Genomic DNA, 26,632 nt, shown 5'->3' with positions numbered 1-26,632 from the left:
GAAATCCTTGACCGTTGTTCTTGTACATCCACCGTGGGTGCGCATTCCCGAGCAGTCATCGAGCCTTGTCGATCGAGCCGTCGCGAGCCGTCGCGAGCCGTCCAGAGGCATCAGTGGCTGGCGGCAGTCGCGCCCATCTCGTTGACCTGACGGAAGCGCGCGAAGCGTTCCAGCGCGAAGGGGGCAATCAAATCCGGGGTCTTGCCACCGGAGGCGACCAGCTCGGCCATGGTCTTGCCGCAGATCGGCGTCGCCTTGAAGCCCCAGGTGCCCCAGCCGGCATCCAGGTAGTAATTCTCGACGGGACTCTCGCCCATGATCGGGCTGTAGTCCGGCGTCATGTCGGTCGTGCCCGCCCATTGGCGCATCAGGCGGGCCTGGGACAGGAACGGGAACATCTCCAGCGCCGCCGCGATCAGGCTTTCCTTGAGATCCAGCGTCGAGCGGGTGTTGTAGAGCGGGTAGGGGTCGGAGCCACCGCCGAACACCACCTCGCCACGGCTGGTCTGCTGCACGTAGCAGTGCAGCGCCGAGGAGCTGACGAGCGGATCGAGGAACGGCTTGAACGGCTGGGTGACCATCGCCTGCAGCGGGTAGCTGATGATGGGCATGGTGAAGCCGGCCTTGCTGGCGAGTACCGAACTGTGCCCGGCCACCGCCTGCACCACGCAGCCGCACTGCACGGTGCCGCGATTGGTCTTCACGGCGCGGATCTTGCCGCCTTCGACCACCAGGTCCTGCACCTCGGTGAGCTGGTGGATCTCGACGCCGCGCTTGGCGGCTTCCTTGGCGTAACCCCAGGCGACCGCATCATGCCGCGCGGTGGCGCCATCGATGTGCCACAGGCCCGCCATGACCGGCAGGTGGCCGGGGTCCAGATTCAGGGCCGGTACCAGCTCGCGGATCTGCTGGCGATCCAGCATCTCGGTGCGCCCGCCGAAGTGGGTGTTGACCTCGGCGCGCTGGCGGAAGGCGCGCACGGTGGAATCGGTGTGCGCGAGGGTCAGCTGGCCGCGTTCCGAGTACATGATGTTGTAGTCGAACTCGTTGGACAGTCCCTGGAACATGCGCACCGATTCGCTGTAGAAGCGCACGCCTTCCGGCGTCAGGTAGTTGGAGCGAATCACCGCGGTGTTGCGCGCGGTGTTGCCACTGCCCAGGTAGGCCTTTTCCAGCACGGCGATATTGGTGATGCCGTGATACTTGGCCAGATAGTAGGCGGTGGCCAGGCCGTGCCCGCCGCCGCCGATGATGACCACGTCGTAGCGGGACTTCAGCTCCGTGGGCGGGGGGAGGTCGACTTCGGCCGGATACTCGGAGGACAGGCCGTACTTGAGCAGGGAAAAGGGCATCGGTGACTCCCGGTACGCGCAAACGTACCTCTAGTGGTTCAGGCCGACTGGCGACGCGCGGCAGTCAGGGTGTTGGCGAGCAGGCAGGCGATGGTCATCGGGCCGACGCCCCCCGGGACAGGCGTGATGGCGCCGGCGATCTTGCTGACCGCGGCGAAGTCCACGTCCCCGACCAGGCGGGTGCGTGCCTTGCCGGTGGGGCTTTGCTCGGCGGACTGCGCGATGCGATTGATGCCCACATCGATGACCACGGCGCCGGGCTTGATCCAGTCGGCGCTGATCATGTTCGGGCGCCCGACCGCGGCGACCACGATATCGGCCTGGCGGCAGAGTTCGGCGGGATTCTGGCTGCGCGAGTGCAGCTGGGTGACGCTGCAGTTGGCGGCCAGCAGCAGACTGGCCATCGGCTTGCCGACGATGTTGGAGCGGCCGATGATCACCGCATGCAGCCCGGAAAGGTCACCGCCGCGCTCGGCAAAGGTGTCGCGCAACAGGCGCATGCAGCCGGTGGGCGTGCAGGGCGCCAGGGCATCGGCGCCCTGCACCAGCGCCCCGACGTTCATGCGATGGAAGCCGTCGACGTCCTTGGCGGGGTCGATGGCCTCCAGCACCGCGTCTTCCTGGATATGCGCCGGCAGCGGCAGCTGGACGAGGATGCCATGCACCTCGGGGTCTGCATTGAGTCTGGCGACCAGGGCCAGCAACTCGGCTTCGCGGGTCTCGCTGGGCAGCACGTGCTCGAAGGACTGCATGCCACACTCGACGGTGCGCTTGAGCTTGTTGCGCACATACACCTGGCTTGCCGGGTCTTCGCCGACCAGCACGACGGCAAGCCCCGGTATCACGCCCTGTTGCGCGAGGCTTGCGACCTCTGCCGTGACTTCCTTGAGCAGTCGCGCCGAGGCGGCCTTGCCATCGATCACGGCGGCGGTGGGCTGTGCGAGTGTCTCGTCCGCGCTCGCGGTGGGTGTCGCTTGGGTATTCATGACTGCGCTTCCTCCCTTGGGTGACGGCCGATGATTCACACGTGGTCTGTCTTGCAGGCTTGTGCGACGCCTTGCTTGAGGACTTGTTTGAAGTCTTATTTGACGCCTTACTTGAAAATCACGGTGCGATCATTGGCGAGGAAGACGCGGTGTTCGATGTGATAGCGCACGGCATTGGTCAGTGCCTGGGTCTCGGTATTGCGGCCCGCTGCGACCAGATCTTCCGGGGCGAAGTTGTGTTCGACCCGCTGTACGGCCTGATCGATGATCGGCCCTTCGTCGAGATCCGCGGTGACGTAGTGAGCGGTGGCTCCGATCAGCTTGACCCCGCGGGCGTGGGCCTGGTGATAGGGCTTGGCGCCCTTGAAGCCCGGCAGGAAGGAGTGGTGGATATTGATGGCGCGCCCGGCCAGCTTCTGGCACAGCTCATCGGAGAGAATCTGCATGTAGCGCGCCAGCACCACCAGCTGAGTGCCGGTCTCGTCGACGATGTCCATCAAGGCCGCTTCCTGGCGCGCCTTGGTGTCCTTGGTGATCGGCAGGTAGACGAAGCGGATGCCTTCGCGCTCGACCATCGGGCGCAGGTCGAGGTGATTGGAGACCACCGCGGTGATCCGCATGTCCAGCTCACCCTTGCGGTAGTGATAGAGCAGGTCGTCCAGGCAGTGGTCGAACTTGGAGACCATGATCAGCACCGGCATCTTGTCCTGGCCACCGTGGATCTGCCATTGCATCTCGAAGGGAGCCGCCACGTCCTCGAAGGCCTGACGCATCTGGGCGATATCGCCTTCGACGCCTTCATTGAAGCGGAAGCGGGCGCGGAAGAAGAACTGCCCCTTGTCCTCATCATCGTATTGCGCCAGCTCACTGATGTAGCACTCATGGGTGGTCAGGAAGGTGGTGATGGCCGCCACGATGCCGGACGTCGCCGGGCAGCTGATGGTGAGAATGAAGTGATCGTCTGAGGTGCAGGTCGCGTGAGGCATTCTGGGCTCCGATGTCGGCAGAGAGGCATTGTTGTTGTGATGTGAAGAATGTCATTCACTGACGTGGCTGCGGCTCGGTTATTTCCTGTCAGTGACTTAATTTTCTTCTCAAGTAAATAACAATGTTTTTCTGGCGCTGGGTCAAGCCTGATCGACGCGCCAGCCGGCGTTAGTGCCCATGAAATGAAGACAATCGTTCACTGATGAATTTTTGTCGCTTTGGGGGAGTGCGGCGCAGGGCAAAGCCATGCGGCGGGCGAGGGTGGGACAGGTGCCAGATGAGACACGCTCGTCTCGAGATGGCTACAACTTTCGGATAAGGTGAAAGAAATCGTCATGTCAGGGATCGACAATTGCGAGCTTGAATATCAACACGTTAGTGTCTGCTCATGACAAACCTCGAGGGACGCCCTCCAGGACTCGCTATTCATGCAAGATGACGAGGTAGACACGATGCGCAAGTTGACGATCGCAGCACTGATGGTGGCCAGCATGGCCGGTTCCTCCGTGGCACTGGCCGGCAATCCGACGCTTGAGGCTCACAAGGACAGCGCCAAGACTCAGTACTCCCAGTCCAAGAACAGCGCCAAGTCCCAGTACAGCCAGTCCAAGAACAGCGCCAAGTCTGCCGCCCAATCCCACAAGGCCACGGCAAGCAGCAAGGCGTCGGCCAGGACATCACACGCCAGCCAGGCGGCCAAGTCAGCCAAGTCCAGTGCCAGCAACAAGGCGAGCGATACCCAGTCTCGTTACCAGAAGAAGAACTACGCCGACGTGCTCAAGAACGAGCGCCACTGAGGCATGACATCGCTGCCTGATGGCAGCTGAGTGCCCCGGGTGATGAAAACTCGAATGATGAAAGCCCCCCGCAGCCGCTGGCTGCCGGGGGCTTTTGCGTTTGGGCCTCTTTTGTTCAGATCCTGTCTCCAGACGCTGTGGCCAAGCCCTTTGCGTCAGGCCCTCGTCTCCAAGCCCTTTGCTTCAAGCTCTCGGATCAGCGCCATGCCCTCTGGCTCACGATGGCAGGGTGTAAAGAGCGAGTGGATATCAGCGTTCTCGAAAGCGCGACCTTCAAGACGTGCTGGGTGTCTGTCAGGCAAGACAGCTTCATCGCGTAGCGAAGTGCTCAGCTCGCCATCTTCAAATGAACGTCAATCAGCGGGGGAGAAGGCCACGATAGCGGGGCATCACGGGGCCTGTCGGCCTCGGCGCGAGCCGTTATCGGAAAATACATATGGAAATTCATATTTTCAGATAATCGTGAAAGTCGCCTTGTCACGCTCGCTCCAGGGCGTTGTCTTTGGACTGTCATGCGAGCGCATCACGTTCGCAATGCAAGCGTCATCCAATCTTCATACGAAGCGCCTACTTTACATCCGCAGCTGGATCTCGGTTCGAACGAAAAAAACTCAAGGGGCAGGGAATATGAAGACGCTTGGCTTGGTGGTAGGCGCGATGATGCTGGTTCCTTCGATGGCGCAGGCGGCGTTCAGTCTGGATAGCCGTTACAACGACGCCGATGGGGATCTGGTGGCGGATATTCCGACGGATGCCTCACAGCTCAAGGACCCGAGCACGCTGGTATTTGCCTATACGCCGGTGGAAGACCCGGCGGTCTATGCCGATGCCTGGTCTGACTTCCTGGATTACCTGGCCGAGAAGACCGGCAAGAAGGTGCAGTTCTTCCCGGTGCAGTCCAACGCTGCCCAGATCGAAGCCATGCGTGCGGGTCGTCTGCATATTGCCGGCTTCAATACCGGTTCCAACCCGCTGGCCGTGGCCTGTGCCGGCTATCGCCCGTTCACCATGATGGCGGCGGCGGATGGCAGCTACGGCTACGAGATGGAAATCATCACCTACCCGGGTTCCGGCATCGACAAGGTCGAGGACATCAAGGGCAAGGAAATGGCCTTCACCTCCGAGACCTCCAACTCCGGCTTCAAGGCACCGTCTGCCATCCTCAAGGCCGATTACGACATGGTCGCCGGTACCGATTTCACGCCGGAGTTCTCCGGCAAGCATGACAATTCCATCCTCGGCGTCGCCAACCACGATTACGTCGCCGCTGCCGTCGCCAATTCGGTGATGGGGCGCATGGAAGACCGCGGCGTGATCGAGGCGGACCAGATCAAGACGCTCTATACCTCGCAGACCTTCCCGACCACCAGCTACGGCGTCGCCTACAACCTGACGCCGGAGCTGCAGGCCAGGATCAAGGACGCCTTCATGAGCTTCCCCTGGGAAGGCTCCTCACTGGCAGCGGAGTTCTCCGAGTCCGGTGAAGCGCAATTCGTGCCGATCTCCTTCCAGAAGGAGTGGGAAGTCATCCGCAAGATCGACGACGCCAACAACGTTCAATACAACTGCCGTTGAACCCCGCAAGAGGGATCAGGCAGTGACATGACGGGCGTAACGCGACCTCCCGAATTGATGCCATATGTGGCTGGCCGGGAGGTCGTGAAGGGCCTAGGTCGTGAAGGGCCAGGCCCCTGAACGCCAGTGCCGCCAGTCTAAAATATTGGCTTATATGGATAAGTGAATATTGTCGGGTGGCGTCGCCAGCTGATGATATCTGTCCCGCGCGCGAGGCGGGGGGCAGACCAGAGAACACACGGGAGAAGGGAATGAAGCGTCTTGGATGGTGGTTGGGTTCATTGCTGTTGGTGCCGACGCTGGCGCAAGCGCAGTTCAGTCTGGGCGAACGCTACAGCGATGCCGATGGCGACATGGTGGCGGATATCCCCACGGACCCCGCCGAACTGAAGGACCCCGCCACCCTGGTATTTGCCTACACCCCAGTGGAAGACCCGGCAGTCTACGCCGATGCCTGGTCTGATTTTCTGGAGTATCTGGCCGAGAAGACCGGCAAGAAGGTGCAATTCTTCCCGGTGCAGTCCAACGCCGCCCAGATCGAGGCCATGCGTGCCGGCCGTCTGCAGATTGCCGGCTTCAATACCGGTTCCACCCCGCTGGCGGTGGCCTGTGCCGGTTTTCGTCCCTTCACCATGATGGCCGCGGACGATGGCTCCTTCGGTTACGAGATGGAAATCATCACCTATCCGGGCTCCGGGATCGACAAGGTCGAGGACATCAAGGGCCGCGAGATGGCCTTCACCTCCGAGACCTCCAACTCCGGCTACAAGGCACCGTCGGCGATTCTGAAATCCGACTACGGCATGACCGCCGGGACCGACTTCACCCCCGTGTTTTCCGGCAAGCATGACAACTCGGTACTCGGTGTGGCGAACAAGGATTACCCGGCCGCCGCGATCGCCAACAAGGTCGCCCGTCGCATGGAGCAGCGCGGTGTGATCAAGCCCGAGCAGCTCAAGACGCTGTATACCTCCCAGACCTTCCCGACCACCAGCTACGGCATGGCGCACAACCTGACGCCGGAGCTGCAGGAGAAGATCAAGGACGCCTTCAGAACCTTCCCGTGGGAAGGCTCGTCACTGGCAGAAGAATTCACGCCGGTGGGGGAAACCCGGTTCATCCCGATTTCCTTCAAGAAGGAGTGGGAAGTCATCCGCAAGATCGACGCGGCGAACAACGTTCAATACCACTGCCGTTGATCGGCAGGGGCGGGAGTCAAACGTGCTGAAACTAGAGAAAGTCACCAAGACCTACAAGACAGGCGATCTGGCGCTCAATGCCGTCAGTCTTGAGGTACCGGCAGGGCAGGTGGTCGGGTTGATCGGCCCGTCAGGGGCGGGCAAGTCGACCTTGATCCGCTGCATCAACCGGCTGGTCGAGCCGACCTCCGGCGAGATCAGTCTGGCCGGCGAGTCCCTGACGGGCCTCAAGGGGAGCGACCTGCGCCGCGTCCGTCGGCGTATCGGGATGATCTTCCAGGAATATGCGCTGGTCGAGCGTCTGACGGTGATGGAAAACGTGCTGTCAGGCCGACTGGGCTATGTCTCGTACTGGCGCTCGCTGTTGCGTCGTTATCCGGCGGCAGACGTGCAGCAGGCGTTTGCATTGCTGGAGCGGGTGGGGCTTGCGGGGCGTCACGACAAGCGTGCCGATGAGCTGTCGGGCGGGCAGCGTCAGCGAGTCGGCATCGCGCGGGCACTGGAGCAGAATCCGGAGCTGTTGCTGGTCGATGAGCCGACCGCCTCACTGGACCCCAAGACCTCGCGCCAGATCATGCGTCTGATCCAGGGCATGTGCCGCGAGCGTGGCCTGCCGGCGATCATCAACATCCACGATGTGATGCTGGCCCGCAACTTCACGGACCGCCTGATCGGGCTGCGTGCCGGGGAAGTGGTCTTCGATGGCCCGCCGGACGCACTGACCGACGAGGTGCTGACCACCATCTATGGTGCCGAGGACTGGACGCAGCTCAATCCGGAAGAGGGCGCCGAGGAGGCGGCAGATGAACCGGCGGTGCGCCCGCAGGCACCGCGCGAGCAGATGGTGGCGGCGACATGACAACGCCAGCTTCCTCTTCCTCCACCATGCCGACCCGCTGGCAGCGCCCGCCGGTGATGTTCAAGCGTCGCTGGCATGCCTGGCTGTTCATGCTGTGTGCCATCGCCTATCTGGTGGTGGCAACCTCGACCATCGAGGTCGACTGGGCACGGGTCCAGGAAGGCATGATCCGCGGCTGGCGCTTCCTGCAGGGCTTCCTGGTCCCGGATTTCACGTCGCGCTGGCGTGATATCCAGCAAGGGCTGATCGAGAGCCTGACCATGACCTGGACCTCGACGCTGGCGGGCATTCTGATCTCGATCCCCATCGGGATCGGCGCAGCACGCAATCTGGCCCCGGCGCCGATCTATTTCCTGTGCCGCTCCATCATCACGCTGTCGCGCTCCTTCCAGGAAATCATCATCGCCATCCTGCTGGTGGCCATGTTCGGCTTCGGGCCCTTCGCGGGCTTTCTGACGCTGACGTTCGCCAGCATCGGCTTCGTCGCCAAGCTGCTGGCCGAGGAGATTGAAGCCTGTGAGGCCGTCCAGATCGAGGCGATTCGTGCCACCGGTGCCGGATGGTGGCAGGTGGTCAACTATGCCGTGCAGCCTCAGGTCATGCCGCGCCTGATCGGCTTGTCGCTCTACCGTCTCGACATCAATTTCCGTGAGTCCTCGGTGATCGGCATCGTCGGCGCGGGCGGGATCGGCGCGACACTCAATACGGCGATCGATCGTTACGAATACGATTCCGCCGGCGCCATCCTGATCATGATCATCGCCATCGTGCTGGTGGTGGAATATTCCTCTTCCTATATCCGTCGGTGGGTGCAATGACAGTCATGACAGACAGTTCCTCGTCTCACGCCCCTGTCTGGCAGCGTTCTTCGTCGCGTCAGCGCCTGGTGAAGTGGGTTGGCCTGTTCTGGCTGGTGGCGTTCAGCGTCTACTGCTGGCAGGTGATGAATGAAGACACCATCTGGGCCTTCGTGGAGGATGCGCCCGCCCAGGCGGCCGATATCGGCGGGCGCATGTTCCCGCCTGAGTGGAGCTACCTGGGGCGCCTGTGGCAGCCGCTGTGGGACACCCTCAACATGGCGACGCTGGGTACCGTGCTCGGCGTGATCATGGCCGTGCCGGTCGCCTTCCTCGCCGCCAGCAACACCACGCCGAGCGTGCGCTTCATCCGTCCGCTGGCGCTTTTGATCATCGTGGCCTCGCGTTCGATCAACTCGTTGATCTGGGCGCTGCTGCTGGTCGCCATCATCGGCCCGGGGCTGCTGGCGGGGGTGATCGCCATCGGGCTGCGCTCCATCGGCTTCGTCGCCAAGCTGCTCTACGAAGCCATCGAGGAGATCGATGAGCGTCAGGTCGATGCCGTGCGTGCCACCGGTGCCTCGGGGCTGCAGGTGATGAACTACGCCGTGGTGCCGCAGATTCTGCCGGCCTTCTGGGGCATCAGCGTGTTCCGCTGGGACATCAATATCCGCGAGTCGACGATTCTGGGACTGGTCGGGGCCGGTGGACTGGGGCTCAATCTGCAGTCCTCGCTCAATGTGCTGGCGTGGAACCAGGTCAGCATGATCTTCGTGGTGATCCTGTTTACCGTGATCGCCTCCGAGTGGGTCTCGGCCAGGGTGCGCCAGGTCGTGTTGTAACCAGGCCCATCCCCAGATCCAGGCCCAGACCCTGAGGCATGTCCGCAACACGCGCAAAGCAAGACGCCAACACCTCTGTCGCGCGCAATGCGCACAGAGGTGTTGGCGTTCTGGTTGCGGCAAATGTCTCGCCAGATCGACAGACGACGAGCCAGCAAATGACGAGGCGGCTGTGCGCCTGTGCCCTGATCAGGCCGGTTCGCTGAAGGTCTCGACCAGGTGCTGGGCAAACGCCTGCACGCGACGCGGCTGGGCGCGCGCCGGCGGAAACAGCAGCTGCAGCGGCGAGGGCGGCGCGGCATGTTCCGGCAGCAGTTCGATCAGGCGACCCGCACGCAGATCCTCCTTCACATCGACTTCCGATTTCAGGGCGATGCCCAACCCTTCCAGGCACCACTGGCGCACCAGTTCGCCGTCATTGGCGATCCGGTTGCCACTCACGGTGACGATCTGCGGCACCTTGTGACTGCCGAAGCGCCATTCGTTGTCGAGGCTCTTGCCGAAGCGCATCACCAGGCAGTTGTGGTGCTTGAGGTCCACCGGCGTCAGCGGTGCTGGATGCTGCGCCAGATAGGCGGGGGAGGCGCATATCAGGCGGCGTTTCTGGCCCAGATGCCGCACGCGCAGCGTGCTGTCCATGATGGTGCCGAAGCGCAGGGCAAGATCGATCCCCTGGCCGACGATATCCACGTAGCTGTCCGACAGCAGCAGTTCTATCTCGATGGTGGGGTGCAGATGCTGGAATTCGGTGATGGCGCGTGACAGGGCATTGCGGCCCAGGTCGCTGGGCGCACTGACGCGAATGCGGCCGGTGAGGGTCTGGGCGCCCAGGCGGATGCGGGTCTCCAGTTCCGAGACGCTGTCGAGCAGGCCGCGAGCTTCTTCCATCAGTGTCCGGCCTTCTTCGGTCAGGCTGATGGCGCGCGTGGTGCGGTTGAGCAGCACCACCCCGTAATGGGCTTCCAGCGCGGCGAGGCGCTCGGACACGGTGGTGGGCGACAGCCCCGTCTCGCGTCCTGCGGCGGTCAGGCTGCCTTTCTCGATGATGGTCAGGAACAGGGCGATATTATCCAGCAGCATTGTACGGTTTTTCCGAATTATCTTTGCGTAAGTTGGATGTTTATACGGATGAGGCTTGTGGCTAGGATGACCACATCGCTTGCGCAACTCAAGCTTCCCGATCACGCCACGGAGTGTCTTTCATGACCCAGCTGACCATCATCGCCAATATCCATGCCAAGCCGGACCAGGTCGAGCAGGTCAAGGCAGCGCTTCTGGCACTGGTGCCGATCACCCGTGCCGAGGAAGGCTGCCTTGGCTATACCCTGCACCAGAACAACGATAACCCGGCGCACTTCACCTTTCATGAGAATTGGGCCTCGCGGGAACTCTGGCAGCAGCACATGCAGGCCCCGCACCTGGAAGAGTATGTGGCAGCGACCGAAGGCGCGGTCAGCGAATTCACCCTGCATGAAATGACCGCCTTCGACTGAGAGGCGGGCCTGGGCCCTGGATATGGGCCCTGGCTTACCACCGCGGCCATGCAGGCCTGCTCGCTTTCTTTCCCCTTCAACAATCCAATTGAGGCAGTCATGACAGACCCCATCCGTATCGGCCATATCGCGTTGTCCTTTCATGAGGCCAGTGCTCGGGAAGTGGCGCGTGTTCTGGAGAGCCACGGCCATGAGGTGACCTTCGCCTCTGCTCCCCACGAAGAGGCCTTCGCGATGCTGGGGCGAGGGGAGGTCGACATTCTGGCCTCCGCCTGGTTGCCGTCGAGTCATGAGACCTACCTGGCCCCCATGCTGGAGGACGTCGACAAGATCGCCGTCATCTATGAGCCGTATTGCATCTGGGGAGTGCCGGATTACGTGCCACAAAGCGCGGTGGCAAGCGTCACGGACCTGCTGCGGGAACCGGCGCTCAGCAAGATGGAGCTGATCATCCAGGGCATCAATCCGGGGGCCGGCATCAGTCGCTTCTCGGCCGAGATGATCAAGCAATATGGTCTGGACGCCGCCGGGTATGTCTTCCGCACCGGCAGCGAAGCGGACTGCTTCGATCGTTACGAAGCGGCGGTGGCGCAGGGGCGTTGGGTCGTGGTGCCGCTGTGGCATCCGCAGTTCCTGCATCACCGCTACCGGATTCGCGCCCTCAAGGAGCCCAAGGGGCTGCTGGGTACTCAGGATGACGCCACGCTGGTGGTGCGCAAGGAGGCTCGCCTGCGCATCGGCGCCGCGGCCCTCAAGGACCTCTCTCAGCTCTACATCGGCAATCCTCGCTTGAGCGAACTGGAAGACGACCTGCGTCGCCGCGCCTGATGCGTCGCACCTGATTTATCGCATCTGATTTATCGCACCTGAATCTTCTCGCCTGAGTCTCGACTAACCCCGGGCGATGGCCACGTCACCGCCCAGTCTCTTCATCTCATCATCATCGACCCTGCCGGGCTTGCGCACAGCGCCAACCGGCGGGCAAGGAGCCCCCATGCCGTTTTCTCGCCTCAAGACTGCCATTCTCATCGCCTCGCTGGGCGTTGCCACTGTCGCCGGCGCCACTCAGGCGGCCGCTGACAGCACGGCCGTGAACCCCCAGAATGCGCAAGCCGCCTCCCTGCGCGACGGTACGCTGACCACCGTCGCCGAATATTCGGACACCCGTCCTGGCAACATCACCTTCACGCCGGATGGCCGCTTGATCATGTCCCAGCAGCCTCTCGATGCACCGGCACTGCGCGTGGTCGAGATCACCCAGGACGGCAAGCGTGTGCCGTTCCCGAACCTGGACTGGGCCGATGGCCCGGAAAAGGGCGAGGTCGGCATCGCCTCGATCATCGGCGTGCACTCCGACAGTCAGGGCGTGGTGTGGATGCTCGACATGGGCAGCCAGGACAGTGCGCCCAAGCTGGTGGGCTGGGATACCCGCAGTGATTCGCTCAAGAAGGTGATTTCGCTTGCCGGTGACAGCGTGCTGCCGATCTCCTTCCTGCAGGATTTCGTCATCGATGAGCAGCGCGGCAAGATCTATATCGCTGACATGACCTTTACCGCGCCGGCCTCCAGCATGAAACCGGCCTTCGTGGTGGTGGATATCGCCAGCGGCAAGACGCGTCGCGTGCTGCAGAGCGATGAAAGGCTGATGCCGGTGGAACACGACATGGTCATCAATGGCCATCTGATGGCGGCCAAGGGCGACAAGAATGGTGAGCCGAAGCCCTGGTACCTGGGCTTGAATGCCATCGCCTTCGATCCGGCGGATGACGTCGTCTATTTCGGTGGCGTGAACGGCAGTGAGATCTATCGCCTGCCGGCGGCTGAGCTGGCCGATGACACTGCCACGGCGGCGGAACTGGCTCGCGCCATCACGCCTTACGCCCCCAAGCGCCCCAATGATGGCTTCATCTTCGATGCCAAGCGCGGCGGCATCATCTCCGGTGACGCGGAGCACAACGCACTGACCTTCTCATCGCCGGAGGGCATGTCGGTGATCGCCCAGGATGACGAGCGTCTGCGCTGGCCGGATGGCTTCGCCTTCGCGCCGGATGGCAGCCTCTACCTCACCACCAACCAGCTGAACGCCCACCCGGCACTCAATCAGGGTGTGGATGGCAGTGACAAGCATTACTACCTGCTCAAGCTGACACCCGCCAACTGACCCTTGCTCCCTTGGGGCTTGGTCCTCAGGCAACTCATTGCCTTGGCGCCATGGCTTTCTCGCTAGCCTGTGATCTGCGCAGGACGTGTCTCACGACCGTCCTGCGTTGTCGTTTTTATGTCTGGCCGGCGCATCTCGCATCGCAAGCCGATGACCCGTCGGCGTCTCCCTGCACGCAACACGCAAACTCGCCATACATTATCCGCTTTATCCGGATTAACCTTGCGGGTGAGGGCTGTTTTTACGCCAAGGCCAGAGAGTTAACATGCTGTCATCGCATCACGGCAAGGCCATTCAGTGCTGCCGTGACTGACATGATCTTTAGGAGAGACTCTGATGAAAGCCATTGGTTACTACGCTGCCGGTTCCGGTGATCGTGACGACGCCCTGGTCGATATCGAACTCGAGACACCGGTCGCCACCGGTCACGACCTGCTGGTCAAGGTTGCCGCGGTGTCGGTGAATCCGGTGGATTACAAGATTCGTGAGAGCCGCGAGCCGGCCGCCGGCGAAGCTGCCGTCATCGGGTGGGACGCCGTGGGCGAAGTCGTCGCCATCGGTGACCAGGTCACGGCCTTCGCCCCGGGCGACAAGGTCTGGTATGCCGGTGATCTCACCCGCGCCGGCACCAACAGCGAATTCCACCTGGTGGATGAGCGCATCGTCGGCCATGCGCCCAAATCCGTGGCGGCCCATGAGGCGGCTGCGCTGCCGCTGACCACGCTGACCGGCTTCGAGATGCTGTTCGATCGTCTGCGTGTCACCGAGCCGGTGCCGGGTGCTCAACGTGCCATCCTTATCATCGGCGGGGCCGGTGGCGTGGGCTCCATCACCATCCAGCTGCTGCGTGAGCTGACCGACCTGACCATCATCGCCACGGCGTCACGTCCCCAGACCCGCGAGTGGGTGAAGTCACTGGGCGCGCATCACGTCATCGACCACAGCCAGCCGCTGCCGGCCCAGATCGAGGCGCTGGGCATCGGTGCACCGGCCTTCGTGTTCTCGACCAACTTCTCCGAGCACTACGCGCCGCAGGTCGCCGAATTGATCGCGCCGCAGGGCCGTTTCGGCATGATCGATGACCCGGAGACCCTCGATGTGGTGCCGTTCAAGCCCAAGGCCGTTTCCATCCATTGGGAGCTGATGTTCACTCGTTCACTGTTCACTACCGCCGATATCACGCGTCAGGGCGAGATCCTCACCAAGGTGGCGGGTCTGCTGGACACTGGCAGAATCACCTCCACCGCGACGGAAACCTTCGGCACCATCAACGCCGAGAACCTCAAGCGCGCCCATGCCTTGCTGGAAAGCGGCAAGGCCAAGGGCAAGATCGTCCTCGAAGGCTTCTGATCGAAGCCACTGTCGAGGCGGTAATGTGAAAGGAGTGCGGCCGGGCAACCGGTCGCACTCCTTTTCGTGAAAGACACTCTCATTGCCACCCGGCACTCACAAGCCACCTTGTCTGCTGGTGAGTGCCGAGTGGCTGATACAATGATGGAACCCTGTCATGGGCATACAGCGCCTTGATCATGTGAACCTGCGAACCGGACAGCTGAGTGCCATGCTCCAGTGGTATGGCGATGTACTGGGGCTGTACAGCGGGCCGCGCCCCGATTTCCCCTTCGCCGGTGCCTGGCTCTACGCCGGGGAGGTGGCGGTCATCCATCTCATCGACATCGGTTGCCTGCCAGCGATCAGCAGTGATGCCAGTCTCCGGCTTGAGCATTTCTCGCTTGCCGCCACGGATATCGAGGCATTCGAGGCGCGTCTGGCGGCGTCCCGTACGCACTATCAGCGGATCTCGCTCGTGGGTGGCGGGCTTGTGCAACTGCACATGCGAGATCCGGACGGCAATCATCTGCATCTCGATTTTGCCACCGCACCCTGCCGCGCCGTGGCCTGATCTGGCTCTTGGAGGTCATATCTGGCGCTAGGAGGTCATATCTGGCGCCAAGGGGCTGCCAGACTTGAGGAAAGCGTGTAGATCGTGCGTTATCCAACCGCAAATTGCGCCGCTGACGCGATAAGCTGATGGTAGGGAATGGCGATCTGGAACGCAGGGTGTCCAGCCGTCAGCAAGATGGCCTGAGCTGGACTCAGCACAGCGCACGCATACGCAATCTGCCGAGGAGGCCAACATGGCGAAGCGGTCATTTGCGGTACTGACCCTGGTGTTGTCGTTGCTGGGTGCTGGCCTCGTGCAGGCTGACTCGGCGGGTGATGGCAATGATGACAAGGACGAGGAGCGTCTGCGCCAGAAGCATCATGATCTGGAAGGTCAGGTAAAGGCGCAGCGCGTTCAGGCGCAACAGATGCGGGAATTGAAGAAGATTCAGCACCAGGAAAAGCTGGCTGAGAAGAAAGCAGTGGCAGAGGCTTCGCCGGCACATGTCTGGAAGCGGGGCGGCAAGGTGCCGGACACTGTCGCCCGGGATGATGGCCTTCGGGTCGAGAACTGGCAGCAGCACAAGCTCTCGGAACCCGGCGCCAACCAGCGCTGGCTGCAGCTCAAGAATGCCTTCGTGCTGATGAATACCGAAAGCCAAGTCATCGATGAGATCGTGCTCGAGCAGTGATGCCGCGGATAGCGATGACATTACCTATCACCGATGCAAGCTGTCCTCATCTGGCGACGCTCTGATGGGGCACCCACCCCCTTGCGACCATGGAATGCGCAGGCACCAATGCTTGCCACGCGCCATGGCGTGCCATATCAGCCATTACGAATATCTGCTTCTCGATGTCGTCATTGCGCAACAAGGATGCGTCAACTGGCGACAAGTCGTTGCGAATTGTGCGCAAAAGTGGAGGTTGGCGCGCTGGCTTGCCGTGGCGAACACGAGACGATAGTGTTCTCTCATACCGTTTGTTAACACTGTTTCCTAACTCTGTCTCATGACCCCGTTTCATGACCCTGATTCACAGCCTCGGCATCCCTTGATGCCGAGTACGACGAGGAGGCCAGACATGCGCAATCGCACCCTGACCGTAATGATGATGATCTTCACCCTGATGACCGCGTCGCTGGCGCAGGCATCGCCCAACGACCGCGATAATCGTGGCGGTCAACACAACAGCCAAGGCAACCAGCACAACAGCCACGGCAATGGCCATCAGAAGAAAAAGCAGCAGACGCGTCACGACCAGTCTCAGCGTCATGATCAGCAAAAGCATCAGGCGCAGGCCAGGCATCAAGGTCAGAAGTCACACAACTGGCGTCGCGGCGACCATGTGCCGCGCAGCTACTACTCCAACAAGCGTTACTGGGTGAGTGACTGGCGTGCTCACAAGCTGTCTGCGCCGCCGCAGGGACATCGCTGGTTGAACATCGATGGTCGCTATGTGCTGGCGGCCGTGGCGGGCGGTGCCATTACCGCGATCATTCTCAATCATTGAGGACAGTCAGACTGTCCGCGTCATGACAAAGGGGCCTCCATCTGGAGGCCCCTTTTGCGTTTTTGCGGTCAGCCATTGTTGCGATTTGCAGCACAGCACTATTGCGCGAGCAGTGTCTCCAGCGCCTGGGCGACGCGCAGCAGCGCCACATCCTGGCCCTGAGGGCGCGACAGCATCAGGCCCAGCGGTTCTTCGTTCTGTGGTGCCGGCGCCGGAATCGAGATCGAGCTGGCATCCAGGTAGTTGAAGACGCTGGTGTTGCGCAGCGCGCGCTTGTTGAGCTGGGCGAAGAGCGCGCCATCCTGCTCCAGCAGGTCACGACGCGGGGCACGCATGGCAACGGTCGGCATCAGCACCGCATCGACGTCCTGCACCTGCTGGGCGAAGCGTTGCTGGATGGCGGTGCGCGGCCACAGGCGTGCCAGATACTCGCTGGAGGTGATGTCGCGTCCGCCGTTCAGGCGTTCGGCGATCAGCGGATCATACTGGGCTTCGTGGGCGGCCAGCAGTTCGTGATGCACGGCGGCCGCTTCCGGAATGACCAGCCCGCCGCGCTGGTTGATGGCGTAAGCGGCCTCGATGGCTTCGACCGGCGCAAGCTGGAGGCGAACCCCCAGACCATCGAGCCGTTCCAGCAGGGCGGCGAAGTCGGCGGCCACATCGGCGTCCACTTCACCGACCAGCTCGCTCTCCGGCACCAGCAGCGTCAGCGGGCGAGTGAGCGGCGTCGCGTCAGCGACCTCACCGCTCAGGACTTCCCACAGGCGGCGACAGCAGGCGACGCTGGGCGCGATGGGGCCGATGCAGTCCAGGCTGGGTGACAGCGGGAAGGCGCCATCCCCCGGCACGCTGGCCTGTGACGGCTTGAATCCCGTCAGGCCACAGAAGGCCGCCGGAATCCGCAGCGAGCCGCCGGTATCGCTGCCCAGGGTCGCGGCTGCCAGCCCGAAGGCGACGGAGGCGGCACCGCCGGAGGTCGAGCCGCCGGTGATGCGCTCGCCGTCGAAGGGGTTGGGCGGCGTGCCTACATGCGGGTTCAGGCCCAGGCCAGAGAACGCGAACTCGCTCATGCTGGTGCGGCCGGCATGCAGGATACCGGCGGCTTTCAGGCGGCTCAGCGCCACAGCGTCCTGATCGGCTGGTTGGCTTCCTGCCAGTGCCCGCGAGCCTGCCAGCGTCGTCATGCCGGTCTCGTCGAAGAGGTCCTTGATCGAGACCGGAACCCCCCCCAGCGGCAACGACGTCGCAGCCGCCTTGAGTTGCTGCTGAGCGGCGGCCTGCACGCTCATGCCAGCATCATCGCGGCTGATGATGCTGTGGCTTGCGCTCTCGCCCAGGGCCTGATGGCGCTCGGCAAGCACCGTGGCGGCCTGCTCGGGGCCGAAACTGCCTGTCTGATAGGCGGCCAGCAACTGCGTCAACGTGCGCTGGCGGGGCGGGCGCGCCCAGAATTCACGCGCCTGTTCAAGGCGCTTGTTCTCATCACTCATGCCACCACCTCAAGTTCTTCCACCTCGTAACGGTGCTCGATGCGACGACCGGTCTGCGGGTCGACCAGGCGCATGGTAAAGCTCGGGCTGGGGCGGATGCCACCGATTGCCGGCACGGTGCCGCACAGCAGCACGCTGTTGGGGGCCAGGCTGCCGTCCTTGGCGATACCGGCCGGCAGGCGCTCCATCAGGGTGGCGACCGGCAGCAGCTCGGCGAGAGTGCCCTGCTGATAGCGCACGGTCTTGCCGGCGTCTTCGATCTCGCTTTCGATCTCGAGGCTGTCCCAGTGGTCGATGACCTCACTGAGCTTCCAGGCGTGGCGGGCAATCGGCTTGGCGCACAGCTGCTTGGATTCGGCGACACCGACGGCTTCGAGCTTGCGGTCGGTGTGGTCCGAGGCGATCGTCACCCACAGGGTGCCCTCGGCGTCGCTGACCAGACAGGTCTCGACCTCACCGGAGCCTTCGCCACCGAGCATCGCGACCTGAGAGGCCTGGGTCAGGGTCTCGCGGGTCACGCGGTAGAACAGCGGGGTCTGGGAGGGCGGCGCCACGCCCAGCAGCTTGAGTTCGTCGATATGGTGCTGCACGCCCGCCTGGTCGCGTCCGGCCCAGCCGGCAATCGCGACGCGCTGGACATCAAGGGTGAATTCGCCGTTGTCATGGGTAAAGGTCAGCATGGGAATCGCTCCGTTATCGGGGGTTGTCGTTGTTCTGTGCAAGAAGTCTTTGGTGAACGGTGTTGCGTCAATGACACCTGCCGGCTTGCCAGCAGGTGTCAGGCAAAAGCGGCTTTACAGCGCCGAAGGCAGCCATAGCGCGATCTGCGGGAAGGCCACCAGCAGCGCGGCCATCACCAGCATCGCGCCCAGATACGGCAGGGTGCCGATGATGACGTCCGCGAAGGCTTCGCCACGCCGTGAGGCCTGCACGATGTAGAGATTCAGGCCGACTGGCGGGGTGATCAGTGCCAGCTCGACGAACAGGATCATCACGATGCCGAACCACACCTTGTCGTAACCGGCCGCCGCGATCAGCGGGGTGACGATGGGAATGGTGATGACCATCAGCGACAGGGTCTCGATGAAGAAACCGAGCACGATGAACAGCGCGATCACCGCCATCAGCAGCGCGAAGGGCCCCAGGTCATAGGCTTCGAGCAGGCCGGTGACCTGCTGGACCATGCCGGAGGAGGCCAGCGCGAAGTTGAGGAAGGAGGCCGCCATGATGATGAACAGGATCATCGAGGTGGTCTTGACGGTGCCATCCAGCGCGCGGCTGATCATCGTCATATTCAGCGAGCGGTTGATGGCGGCGAGGACCAGCGAGGCCAGCACGCCGATGGCAGCGGCTTCGGTCGGCGTCGCCCAGCCCAGATAGATGGAGCCGACGATGACGATGAACAGCACCAGCAACGGCAGCAGGAATGACAGGCTCTTGATGCGTGTGCTCCAGCTGGCGCTCTGGCGCGGGCCGCCCAGTGACGGCTTCCAGACACACAGCAGCAGCGAGGCCAGCATGAACAGCGCCGCCAGGCCGAGGCCCGGCACCAGGCCGGCCATGAACAGCTTCGGGATGGAGGTCTCGGTCAGGAAGCCATAGACGATCAGGTTGATCGACGGCGGAATCAGGATGCCCAGGGTGCCGCCCGCGGCGATGCTGCCGCAGAACAGCTTGGCGTCATAGCCGAGCTTCTTGCCTTGGGGGAGTGCCACGGTCGAGACCGTCGCCGCCGTGGCCACCGAGGAGCCGGAGGTCGCCGAGAATAGCGCAGAGGTGGTGATGTTGGCATGCAGCAGGCCACCCGGCAGCCACGACAGCCAGTGGTCCATGGCGCGGTAGGCCTTCTCGGCGATGCCGGCGCGCACGATGATCTCGCCCATCAGCACGAACAGCGGAATCGCGATCAGCAGGAAGGAGTCCGCAGCAGACCACAGGTTCTGGCCCAGCGCCTTGGTCAGCGGGAAGAAGGAATAGAACTGGTCGATCCCGAAGGCGAGCAAAAAGAGGGTGACCGCAACGGGAATGCCGGCCAGCAGCAGGGTGAGGATACCCACCGAAAGAAAGCCCAACATCAGCGAGTCTCCTTGGTCGTGGAGGCAGCCTGGGCCAGAGCCCCTTCGCTTTCTCCGTGATCGGGGCCGGCCAGTGTCTCGAGCGTGGTGGTATCACGCAGACAGGCGGCAACGAGAACGCGCAGTCCCAGCACGCTGGTGGTGATCGCGAACCAGGCATAACCGGACAGCCACAGCAGCTGCGGAATCCACAGCGGTGTCGCCAGCGGGGTGTTGGCGGTGGAGCCGTTGCTCAACGACTTGCCGAGCACCGGCCAGGCATTGATCAGAATCACCCAGGCCACCAGGTTCAGCGCCAGCATCGCGAGGATATCCAGGGTGTGGCGCGAGAAGGCCGGCAGCTTGCCGTGCACGACATCGATACGGATGTGGGCGCGCTCCATCAGGGTGTGGGAAAGGCCCCACGCCGAGAGCATCGCCAGCACATACCCGGCATATTCGTGCACGCCGGGCAGCGGATGATTGAACAGTTGGCGCATCAGGATTTCGGCGCCGATGAAGACCACGACGGCCAGCAGCAACAGGCCCATCAGGCGTGCGGCGTGGCGTGATATCGCGCGTGTCAGCGACACGAGGACATCGAGTGCGTGAATGAAGGAGTTCATGAGTCGGGTCCTGCTGGGGCGCTGAACGAAGGCCGCTTTCACGGAGCACGCTTTTTCAATCCACGCTGTCTGAAAGCGTGATTTTTGAAAGTCTGCTTTTGAAAGCTTGCGCTTGAATACACAGGCGCGAATCGTTCAGCGCTACGTCTCTGGGGAACATGTCTGCCACGTCGGTACAGGGCGGGGCTATCGGCACCTGCTCGCGAACAGGCTTCGGTGAGCAGGTGCCGCTGGATCACTCCGCGCTAGCGGTCAGGCCGACGACCTTGCCGACGCTCTCGTTCCAGGTCTTGCGGGTCTCGGCATCGACACGCGCCGCCCAGGCAGGCAGGACGGTGTCTTCGAGCGCCGCACGTGCGCGCTTGGCATCGTCATCGCTGAAGTCGACCAGCACCATGTCGGCGCTCTTGCCCAGCGGGCAATCGCCTACACCGGTCAGGCAGGCCACGCCACGCGCGGTCTCGCCACGCGCGTTTTCCCACACCGGCGCGGTGAACTCGCTATCCACCTGCTGCTGGATCAGGGTCTGGGTTTCGGCACCCAGGCCCTGCCACTTGTCCTGATTGATGGCGGTGATCACGTAATCCCAGCCACCCAGCGGCAGCGGCATCAGGTGGCTGGACACTTCATGCCAGCCGGCGCTGTAGCCGGAGAGCGAACCGGTGACGGCGCAGTCGATGACGCCACGCTCCAGGGAGCCGGGCACCTCGTTGAAGGCGATGTTGAGGCTCTGTGCGCCCAGCGCCTCGATGAACTCACCGGTGGAGCGGCCGCTGGCACGCACCTTCTTGTCCTGCAGGTCATCGAGCCCTTCGATCGGGGTGTTGCAGAACAGCACCTGAGCCGGATACGGCACGATCGCCAGCACGTGGCTGTTGAAGCGCTTGTTCATGGTGGACTCCGCCAGGGGGCGGAAGGCCTCGGCGACCTGCTGCGCTTCCTCGGCAGTGGGGGCCATCATCGGCAGGTCCAGCCCTTCGAGTTCCGGCGCATCGGACACGGTGTAGTCGGCCACGGTCATGCCGACATCGAAGACACCATCGCCCAGATAGCGATAGACGTCGGAGCCGGGGATACCCATCTGATCGAAGGTGGTCACCTGGGTGCTGAGATCGCCATTGCTGGCGGCCGGGAGGGTCTCGCTCCAGAACGGCTTCTCGAACTGACGGTTGAGCTCCAGGCTGCTCCAGCTGCCTACCACGTTGAGGGTGTCGGCAGCATTGGCGCTACCGGCGGCGGCGAGTGTGAGACCAAGGGCGGAGAGGGCAAAACGTGTCTTCATGGGAATCACCATTGTTGTTGTGCATCTGGTGTTATCGGAAAAGCTTGTTGGCTACATCTTTGCGGGGTGTGTCTTTCCCGCTGCTGTCCTGTGCGTTGCTGTGCTGTGTTTCGATTCGCGGTGCGTCCCTGCACTGCGCCGGGGGTGATGAGTGCGGATTTCTCTCATGCCCGGCAGCAGGTCATCCGTACTTGAGGCGATGATTGGGAATGTCGGTAATCAGCATGTGGCCCGGACTATGCGCGATCGCCAATGGCAGTCGGGCATTCTCCAGCGCCAGTTGTGGTGTGACGCCACAGGCCCAGAACACCGGCAGGTCGCCTGTCTCAAGCGTAGGCGCATCGCCGAAGTCGGGGCTTTCGATATCGGAAATACCGATCAAGGCGGGGTCGCCCAGATGGACGGGGGCACCGTGCACACGAGGCATGTCGGTGGTGATCTGGATCGCGCGAATGGCGTGCGCCGCCGACATCGGACGCAGGGATACCACCAGGTTGCCGTGGAAGCGCCCGGCACTGATCAGCGGAATATTGGTGCGATACATCGGCACGTTGCGCTTCAGGCGCGCATGGCGAACCTCGACACCCTCGTTGAGCAGCGCCTCTTCGAACGAGAACGAGCAGCCGATGGAAAACGCCACGAAATCGTCCTGCCACAGGGCGGCGATATCCTCGCGCGTTTCCTCAAGCTTGCCGTGACGGTAGATGTGATAGGCCGGCAGGTCGTGGCGCAGGTCGATGTTCTCACCGAGCCCTGTCGGGGCGGGAGAACCGACGGCCGTGACATCCAGCAACGGGCAGGCCTTGGGATTGGCCTGGCAGAATTGCAGGAATTCGCCGGCAGCCTCGGCTGGCAGGATGATCAGGTTGGTCTGGGCGTAGCCGGCAGCGATACCGCTGGTGTGGCTGACCCAATGACCGCTGCGGATCTGCTCGCGCGCCTCGCGGGGGGACGACGCGGCACTGAGAAGTGTCTGGGGCATCGTGGGGGCTTCTTGTGAAGTTATTGTTGTCTGTCTTCACCATAAGAAGCGCACCCGGATAAATCCAATCGATTTTTATCGAGTCAAGCCATCGGAAATTCCTTTCATAGGCAGGGCATAGTTTAGCCTGCAAAGCAGATAGTGATGAAAGTTAGATATTCCTATCCTCAAATATAAAAATTGTCCAGGAAATGATTATCGGCGATTGATTCCAGTCAATGTGTGCCATTTTAATATCAACAAAATCCTGAAAATAGTGTTGACGGTATGATGGTTAAAAAGTATCTTTCGCGCTCAATAATAATACAACTGCCCAGTTGCATGTTCTGAGTGCAGGGTAGGGATATTCCAATACGCAAGGGGAAGCAATGAAAGCCAAATATATCGTGGGCGCAATGATCAGCGTGTTGAGCTTGTCAGGCTGCGCCACAATTGTCGGTGAAAGGGACGAGTCCATTACATTGAATAGCTCTCCCAGCAACGCTGATATACTTATTACCGATGAAAAGGGACAGGAAGTTCTCTCGGCTACAACTCCCTCGACTGTTCAGCTCAAGAAGGCGGATGGTTCCTATTTCGGTGGCAAGACCTACACCGTGGAAGTGTCAAAGGCTGGCTATGATTCTCGTACGATCACTATCGAATCGTCAGCCAATGGCTGGTATATCGCTGGAAACCTTCTCTTTGGTGGTTTGATTGGCTATTTGATAGTGGATCCTCTGACTGGTGCGATGTACAACCTCTCACCAAACGACATCAACGCCTCTCTTGATGAGAGCGTTGCACGAGCTGAAGATGGGGGAAAAGTTCTCAATGTCGTGTTGCTGGAAGATGTTCCAAGCAGGTTGCGAGATGAATTGGTCCTCATCGGACAAGCTTGATTCAAGAAGCCCCGCATTGCGGGGCTTTTTCTTTTGTGTAGTAGTGATTCGCTTACCGTGCAAGCCCCCGAGGAAGATTTTCAGAGCAACTTCCGTAACGCCTCGAAGGTGATAATGGTTACGTTGGTAGCGCACCAGAGTGGCTTTTGAATGCCTCAAGCCCGCTGCAATCGGGATATTACCCTTGATGGTTATGCGCCTCCTGATCCTGGCGGGCGATCTCGATGGCGAGTTCACACACGCCTTCGGCGAGGGCGCTTTCCATATGGGTCGGCCAGGAGGCGGTGAAGGTCAGCTCGGGCAGGTCGCAGGGCAGGCTGAGCAGGGTGCCCTGGCGGATTTCCTCGGCGACGATACGTGGCGGGATGGCGCCGACGCCCAGGCCATCCAGGGTCATGCGCACGATGGTCCACAAGGAGCTTGAGCAATGCAGCTTCACGTCATCCAGCCCCATCTGATGGAGCATGGAGCCAAGTTCATGGTGCGGTCGGCTGTTGCGGGCAAACGAGATCAGCGGCAGAGAATTCAGGCGCCGCAACGAGAAATTGTCTTCGGTGAAGCCCAGCGCGGGGCTGATCACGAAGCCCATCGTGTAGTTGCAGAGAAAACGATTGAGCACGCTCTCAGCCGTCACCGGCCCCATCAGAAAGGCGAGGTCGATATCGCCGGCGGTGAGCATGGCGGCAAGCCCGGGGGAGCTGTCGACCTCGAGTTCCAGTGTGAGGTCCGGATAGCGGCGCGCCAGTTCGGCCAGAAAACCGGGCAGCCAGCTATGCGCGACGGTCTCGACGACGCCCAGTCGCAGCACGCCCTGGAAGGGCGTATTCAATTCCATCATGGATAGCGCTTTCTGGCGCGCTTCCAGCAGTGCCTCGGCGTGGCGATAGAATTCGCGCCCCTTGAGCGTCGGCTGTACCGGTCGGCGAGTGCGCTCCAGCAAGCGGGTCTCCAGCGTGGTTTCCAACTTGTTGATGCGTTCGGAAATCGAGGGCTGGGTCAGATGCAGATGCTGGGCGGCCAGTCGGAACGACCCCAGGCGCGTGATCCACACGAAGGCTTCCACTTCCTTGAAATCGAACATGGCCAGATCCTGTCGTGATTGATGCCGCAAGCTTGAGGCTCACATTACCACTCGTTGAGAAATTGCGTTCTCGATGGCGTACATTCCGGTACGATGTGGAGCATCGAGAAATGCGTATTTTCATGAAAAGGAATGATGATGAAGTCTAGCGTGCGAGTTGTCAGCCTGGTGATGCTGAGTGCCCTTTTCGTGGCAGGGTGCAGTTATACACCGGCGCGGATCGATGCCGAGCCAATCATCGAGATCGGTGATGGACACCATGACCACAAGCGGGGAGGCGGTGACTTCTGCCCGCCGGGGCAGGCCAAGAAAGGTAACTGCTGATCACGTCGAACCAGAAGGAGCCGCTCATGCGGCTCCTTTTTCGTTGTCGATCGCTTCCCGACATGGGCCTCTGGAGTCGCTCGGTCTGCAAGGATATCCTGCGTGATCCGAGTCTTGCCTCTTTCTCCACTGCTGCTGGCAGGTATTGTCTCCATGCTCAATCCCAAGGCGCTGACGGCGCTGAATGAAATCATCCGCCGAGGCTCACTGCGGCGCGCGGCGCGGCATCTGAATCTCGACCCTTCAGCGGTGAGCCGCCAGATCAAGCAGCTGGAAGAAGAGGTGGGTGTCGCGCTGTGCGAGCGCAGCGAGACGGGCATGCGCGCCACCCAGGCCGGGGTGTTGCTGCTGGATCACTTTCATCGCCAGCAGGCGGCAGAGGCGGCAGCGCTCTCGCAGCTGAGCGCCTTGCAGGGCCTGCGCAGTGGTGAGGTGAGAATCGCGGTGGGCGAAGGCTTCATTGCCGATCTGATCTCGCTGCCGTTGCAGAGCTTCATGGCACGTCATCCCGGCATCGAGGTCGTGGTGCGCATGGCGGGGGTGAATGAGGCGACCGAACTGTTGCGCGACTTCGAGGTGGATATCGCGCTGCTCTATGCCCCGCCCGTCGATCCGATTCTTTGCTGCCATGTGGAGACCTGCCAGCCGCTGGATCTGATCGTGCCGGCGGAGCATCCACTACTCGAGATCGCAGAGCCGTTGACGCTTTCGCAGGTGGCGCAATGGCCGCTGGCGTTGATCGATGAATGTACCGGCATGCGCCAGATGGTCAATCAGGCGGCGCAGCAGGAGCGGGTCTCGCTGAGCGCGCAGTTGCGCACCAATTCCGTATCGGTGCTCAAGAATTTCGTGCGTTCGGGAATCGGCGTGACCTTCATGCCGGAGTTGAGCGTGGTGGAGGAGCTGCGGCGCGGTGATATCTGCCTGCTGCCGATGCAGCACCCCGCGCTGGCGACGACCCGTGCGCAGATGTGTACGCGGCGTGGGCGCGAGATGACTGTCGCCGTCGAGGCCTGCGTCACCCATCTTCAGCAGGGCCTGCGATTCTTTACCGCGGATGCACCACGATTGCTGGGCAAGTGACGTCCGACAAGTGCCATTCGCCGCGTGATATTCAAGCAGCATCGCTTGACGCACAGGCCAGGGTATCGGTGCTGACGGGCGCTTGCCCAGCTTTATCTCCTCACACGACTTTCCCATTGCACAGGCCATTCTCTCGCTCAGTGCAGCATGTCACAGAACTTCCCGACTGCCCCGTACAGCCCATGCTGGCGGGGCAGTCGTCGTCAGGAAGGGCACTATTCAGGCACTTTTTCAGGTGTGGACGAAAAAACAACACTCAGGCGATTGATTAGTCTACAGCGGCAACGCTACTTTCGAGGTGTGAAGGCGAAAGTCCCTCACCTTGACTGGCCGCAAGGCCACACTGACAAAGGCGGCGTCACTCCCGCCGCATACAACGAATATT

27 protein-coding genes are annotated in these 26,632 nt (G+C 61.9%); 16 read left to right on the top strand and 11 right to left on the bottom strand.

What is annotated here, in order from left to right; genetic code table 11:
* Window positions 1-110: 110 nt before the first annotated feature.
* The 3 genes from MSG32_RS06570 to purU form a co-directional block, all read right to left on the bottom strand.
* Window positions 111-1,352, bottom strand: a complete 1,242-nt coding sequence (locus MSG32_RS06570) for an FAD-dependent oxidoreductase (protein ID WP_248378831.1) — start codon at window positions 1,350-1,352, stop codon at window positions 111-113.
* 38 nt (window positions 1,353-1,390) lie between these two features.
* Complete coding sequence (gene folD, locus MSG32_RS06565; RefSeq protein WP_248378829.1) at window positions 1,391-2,338, bottom strand: bifunctional methylenetetrahydrofolate dehydrogenase/methenyltetrahydrofolate cyclohydrolase FolD; 948 nt, start codon at window positions 2,336-2,338, stop codon at window positions 1,391-1,393.
* A gap of 107 nt (window positions 2,339-2,445) precedes the next feature.
* Window positions 2,446-3,324, bottom strand: coding sequence for a formyltetrahydrofolate deformylase (purU, locus tag MSG32_RS06560; protein ID WP_054555969.1), 879 nt, complete (start codon window positions 3,322-3,324; stop codon window positions 2,446-2,448).
* Window positions 3,325-3,777: 453 nt separating this feature from the next.
* Here purU and MSG32_RS06555 point away from each other — a divergent pair, with 453 nt between their 5' ends.
* The 6 genes from MSG32_RS06555 to phnE (MSG32_RS06530) all read left to right on the top strand — a co-directional run bounded on the left by MSG32_RS06555 (window position 3,778) and on the right by phnE (MSG32_RS06530) (window position 9,394).
* A complete protein-coding gene (locus MSG32_RS06555) occupies window positions 3,778-4,122 on the top strand; it encodes a hypothetical protein (protein WP_248378827.1) in 345 nt (114 codons plus the stop codon).
* Between the two features lie 627 nt (window positions 4,123-4,749).
* Window positions 4,750-5,697 carry a phosphate/phosphite/phosphonate ABC transporter substrate-binding protein gene (gene phnD / locus MSG32_RS06550; protein WP_248378825.1) on the top strand — a complete coding sequence of 316 codons (948 nt, stop codon included), beginning with the start codon at window positions 4,750-4,752 and terminating at the stop codon, window positions 5,695-5,697.
* A gap of 251 nt (window positions 5,698-5,948) precedes the next feature.
* On the top strand, window positions 5,949-6,896 hold the full coding sequence (gene phnD, locus MSG32_RS06545) for a phosphate/phosphite/phosphonate ABC transporter substrate-binding protein (protein WP_153635599.1): 948 nt from the start codon (window positions 5,949-5,951) through the stop codon (window positions 6,894-6,896).
* 22 nt (window positions 6,897-6,918) lie between these two features.
* Window positions 6,919-7,755: a phosphonate ABC transporter ATP-binding protein gene (phnC, locus tag MSG32_RS06540; protein ID WP_153635600.1), complete on the top strand. Its 837-nt coding sequence runs from the start codon at window positions 6,919-6,921 to the stop codon at window positions 7,753-7,755.
* A 56-nt stretch (window positions 7,756-7,811) separates the two neighbouring features.
* Window positions 7,812-8,573 carry a phosphonate ABC transporter, permease protein PhnE gene (gene phnE, locus MSG32_RS06535; protein ID WP_225996452.1) on the top strand — a complete coding sequence of 254 codons (762 nt, stop codon included), beginning with the start codon at window positions 7,812-7,814 and terminating at the stop codon, window positions 8,571-8,573.
* A gap of 5 nt (window positions 8,574-8,578) precedes the next feature.
* On the top strand, window positions 8,579-9,394 hold the full coding sequence (gene phnE / locus MSG32_RS06530; RefSeq protein WP_248378815.1) for a phosphonate ABC transporter, permease protein PhnE: 816 nt from the start codon (window positions 8,579-8,581) through the stop codon (window positions 9,392-9,394).
* Window positions 9,395-9,583: 189 nt separating this feature from the next.
* Here the strand turns inward: phnE (MSG32_RS06530) and MSG32_RS06525 are convergent, their stop codons facing one another.
* Complete coding sequence (locus MSG32_RS06525; RefSeq protein ID WP_248378813.1) at window positions 9,584-10,474, bottom strand: LysR family transcriptional regulator; 891 nt, start codon at window positions 10,472-10,474, stop codon at window positions 9,584-9,586.
* A gap of 122 nt (window positions 10,475-10,596) precedes the next feature.
* On the opposite strand from MSG32_RS06525, the gene MSG32_RS06520 reads away from it, so the two are divergent.
* The 7 genes from MSG32_RS06520 (at window position 10,597) to MSG32_RS06490 (ending at window position 16,444) form a co-directional block, all read left to right on the top strand.
* A complete protein-coding gene (locus tag MSG32_RS06520) occupies window positions 10,597-10,887 on the top strand; it encodes a putative quinol monooxygenase (protein ID WP_248378811.1) in 291 nt (96 codons plus the stop codon).
* A 99-nt stretch (window positions 10,888-10,986) separates the two neighbouring features.
* Window positions 10,987-11,715, top strand: a complete 729-nt coding sequence (locus MSG32_RS06515; protein WP_054555973.1) for a glycine betaine ABC transporter substrate-binding protein — start codon at window positions 10,987-10,989, stop codon at window positions 11,713-11,715.
* Between the two features lie 166 nt (window positions 11,716-11,881).
* A complete protein-coding gene (locus MSG32_RS06510; protein ID WP_248378809.1) occupies window positions 11,882-13,048 on the top strand; it encodes a major royal jelly family protein in 1,167 nt (388 codons plus the stop codon).
* A gap of 336 nt (window positions 13,049-13,384) precedes the next feature.
* Entirely contained in the window at window positions 13,385-14,398 is a 1,014-nt protein-coding gene (locus MSG32_RS06505) for a zinc-binding alcohol dehydrogenase family protein (protein WP_248378807.1), read from the top strand.
* 157 nt (window positions 14,399-14,555) lie between these two features.
* Window positions 14,556-14,951: a VOC family protein gene (locus MSG32_RS06500; RefSeq protein ID WP_348983963.1), complete on the top strand. Its 396-nt coding sequence runs from the start codon at window positions 14,556-14,558 to the stop codon at window positions 14,949-14,951.
* Window positions 14,952-15,186: 235 nt separating this feature from the next.
* The gene (locus MSG32_RS06495; protein ID WP_248378803.1) at window positions 15,187-15,624 is read left to right on the top strand and encodes an RcnB family protein; all 438 of its coding nucleotides are present in this window, start codon (window positions 15,187-15,189) and stop codon (window positions 15,622-15,624) included.
* 391 nt (window positions 15,625-16,015) lie between these two features.
* A complete protein-coding gene (locus MSG32_RS06490) occupies window positions 16,016-16,444 on the top strand; it encodes an RcnB family protein (protein WP_248378793.1) in 429 nt (142 codons plus the stop codon).
* Between the two features lie 98 nt (window positions 16,445-16,542).
* On the opposite strand, the gene MSG32_RS06485 is transcribed toward MSG32_RS06490, so the two are convergent.
* The 6 genes from MSG32_RS06485 to MSG32_RS06460 form a co-directional block, all read right to left on the bottom strand.
* Complete coding sequence (locus tag MSG32_RS06485) at window positions 16,543-17,934, bottom strand: amidase family protein (protein WP_248378784.1); 1,392 nt, start codon at window positions 17,932-17,934, stop codon at window positions 16,543-16,545.
* Window positions 17,931-18,614, bottom strand: coding sequence for a DUF2848 domain-containing protein (locus tag MSG32_RS06480; RefSeq protein ID WP_248378782.1), 684 nt, complete (start codon window positions 18,612-18,614; stop codon window positions 17,931-17,933). The genes MSG32_RS06485 and MSG32_RS06480 overlap by 4 nt, the downstream gene beginning before the upstream one ends.
* A gap of 114 nt (window positions 18,615-18,728) precedes the next feature.
* Entirely contained in the window at window positions 18,729-20,009 is a 1,281-nt protein-coding gene (locus MSG32_RS06475) for a TRAP transporter large permease (protein ID WP_248378780.1), read from the bottom strand.
* Window positions 20,009-20,614: a TRAP transporter small permease gene (locus MSG32_RS06470; RefSeq protein WP_248378778.1), complete on the bottom strand. Its 606-nt coding sequence runs from the start codon at window positions 20,612-20,614 to the stop codon at window positions 20,009-20,011. The genes MSG32_RS06475 and MSG32_RS06470 overlap by 1 nt, the downstream gene beginning before the upstream one ends.
* A gap of 235 nt (window positions 20,615-20,849) precedes the next feature.
* Window positions 20,850-21,896: a TRAP transporter substrate-binding protein gene (locus MSG32_RS06465; RefSeq protein WP_248378776.1), complete on the bottom strand. Its 1,047-nt coding sequence runs from the start codon at window positions 21,894-21,896 to the stop codon at window positions 20,850-20,852.
* A gap of 181 nt (window positions 21,897-22,077) precedes the next feature.
* Window positions 22,078-22,878: a putative hydro-lyase gene (locus MSG32_RS06460; RefSeq protein WP_248378774.1), complete on the bottom strand. Its 801-nt coding sequence runs from the start codon at window positions 22,876-22,878 to the stop codon at window positions 22,078-22,080.
* Window positions 22,879-23,246: 368 nt separating this feature from the next.
* Here MSG32_RS06460 and MSG32_RS06455 point away from each other — a divergent pair, with 368 nt between their 5' ends.
* Window positions 23,247-23,759, top strand: a complete 513-nt coding sequence (locus MSG32_RS06455; RefSeq protein WP_248378772.1) for a hypothetical protein — start codon at window positions 23,247-23,249, stop codon at window positions 23,757-23,759.
* A gap of 178 nt (window positions 23,760-23,937) precedes the next feature.
* Here the strand turns inward: MSG32_RS06455 and MSG32_RS06450 are convergent, their stop codons facing one another.
* On the bottom strand, window positions 23,938-24,840 hold the full coding sequence (locus tag MSG32_RS06450; protein ID WP_248378770.1) for a LysR family transcriptional regulator: 903 nt from the start codon (window positions 24,838-24,840) through the stop codon (window positions 23,938-23,940).
* Window positions 24,841-24,972: 132 nt separating this feature from the next.
* Between MSG32_RS06450 and MSG32_RS06445 the strand changes: the two genes are divergently transcribed.
* The gene (locus tag MSG32_RS06445; protein WP_043332127.1) at window positions 24,973-25,164 is read left to right on the top strand and encodes a hypothetical protein; all 192 of its coding nucleotides are present in this window, start codon (window positions 24,973-24,975) and stop codon (window positions 25,162-25,164) included.
* Between the two features lie 102 nt (window positions 25,165-25,266).
* Window positions 25,267-26,247: a LysR substrate-binding domain-containing protein gene (locus MSG32_RS06440; RefSeq protein WP_248378768.1), complete on the top strand. Its 981-nt coding sequence runs from the start codon at window positions 25,267-25,269 to the stop codon at window positions 26,245-26,247.
* The last annotated feature ends 385 nt before the right edge of the window (window positions 26,248-26,632 follow it).

This window comes from Cobetia sp. 1CM21F (genome assembly GCF_023161745.1).
In the GTDB taxonomy this organism is placed as follows: Bacteria; Pseudomonadota; Gammaproteobacteria; order Pseudomonadales; family Halomonadaceae; genus Cobetia; species Cobetia amphilecti.
Note: the sequence above shows the minus strand (reverse complement) of the source record. Positions and strands in the feature narration are given on the sequence as shown.